Below are 1,570 nucleotides of genomic sequence, written 5' to 3' on the forward strand. Positions count from 1 at the left end.
GCTCATACGTTCTCTTAAATAAGATTGACTCAGGAGCTCATCGATTGGGATTTCAACAAAATCTGGGTCACCCAGGAAATAGTTCCGATCGGCATAGGCGCGACGTGCAGCTTCCGTAAAAAGCTGAATCGCTTTAGCCGAGTTATGGCCGAAGGCTCCCATGTCATACGGCTCAATCATCTTCAGAATTTGGTTCATGGTGACTCCTCCGCTGCTTGGGGGGCTCATGGAAATAATGCGAAGGTCCTTATATGTAAAAACTATGGGATCGCGCCAACGGGCCTCGTACTTTGCGAGGTCTTCTTCGGTGACATAACCGCCTTTTTCCTGAATAAAGCGTGCGAGTATTCGCGCAGTTTCACCGGTGTAAAATTCGTCCCGGCCATTTAGTGCAATGCGCTTAAGTGTTTTGGCTAAAGCGGGATACGAGAGAGTATCACCTTTTTTGCATTCATTATAAAACAAAGTATTATCACCATTTACTTCAATAATTTGTTCACGATACTTTTCCAGGCGTTGTGCCTGTTTTTCGGTGACCACTACTCCTTTTTCAACCAGGTCAATCACCGGTTGGATAATATCTGCGATCGGCAGGCTTCCAAAGCGATCGTGAACCGCAAAAATACCCGCTACAGTTCCTGGCACCCCGGTTCCCGTGGCCCCTATTGTGCTCATCCCGGGAATCACATTCCCCAGGGAATCCAGGTACATATCTTTGTGCGCTGCCAGGGGTGCCTTTTCACGGTAATCCAGGGAGCCGATTTGGCCATTCGCTTTGCGATATACCATAAAACCCCCACCGCCCAGATTTCCGGCAAAGGGATAGGCCACGGCAAGGGCCAATTCTGTCGCCACCATGGCGTCAAAAGCATTGCCGCCATTTTTAAGAATTTGTACCCCGATTTCGGAAGCTTCCTTTCGGGCAGAAACCACCATAGCATTTTCAGCGACATAACCAGTAGGAGCAGTTTCCGGTGCTGCCTTCCTGCACTGCACAAAAACAAATACCATAAGGGAAGCCGCGAAAAGTCGAATCAGGCGGGTGGGGATTTGAATCATTGGTATAAGGTTTTACAGTAGCAGTAGTTTTTCACGTGAAAAGATAACTAAATCTTCAAAAAACGGCCTGAATTCTGCTTCGAATTCCGAGTAGTACTGTTCCAACTCCTCCACTGCCGTATCCATACCACTTTTCATGGAGGTCCTTCTGTTCATGCCGTGAAAAACCTGTTCCAGCGCTTCAAATTCCCTGTAATTCAAAAGCCAGTTATCGCTGATCATATAAGAACTCATATGTTGAATGGATTTAGGAAGCCAGTTAAGATTATCCTGCAGCAAAGCGTAAAAGTCTTGTGTATAAATCTCCAGGGGTATCTCCGAGTAATTATCCCAGAGGCGGGCCAGGAAGTGGTCATAATAAATATCCACAATCACCCGGCTATAGTGGTGATATCGGGAATGAAGGCGCTTGCTGCTGACCCTGGGGATGGTGTGAGAATCTGTAAAGGTATCAATCGCGCGATGCAAAAGTATGCCCTGTTGCACGCGCTTTGGATAGTCCAGATAGTCC

Annotated in this window: 2 protein-coding genes; both read right to left on the minus strand. The window is 47.3% G+C overall.

The window, feature by feature from the left end:
• A partial coding sequence (locus tag WBV75_RS06510) for a gamma-glutamyltransferase family protein (RefSeq protein WP_424119831.1) occupies positions 1 to 1,059 on the minus strand: 1,059 nt, incomplete at its 3' end.
• A 12-nt stretch (positions 1,060 to 1,071) separates the two neighbouring features.
• Positions 1,072 to 1,570: ACP phosphodiesterase (locus tag WBV75_RS06515; RefSeq protein WP_424119832.1), on the minus strand; the 499-nt coding region annotated here is incomplete at its 5' end.

Origin of the sequence: Robiginitalea sp., from assembly GCF_049588695.1 — a bacterium.
Classification (GTDB): Bacteria; Bacteroidota; Bacteroidia; order Flavobacteriales; family Flavobacteriaceae; genus Robiginitalea.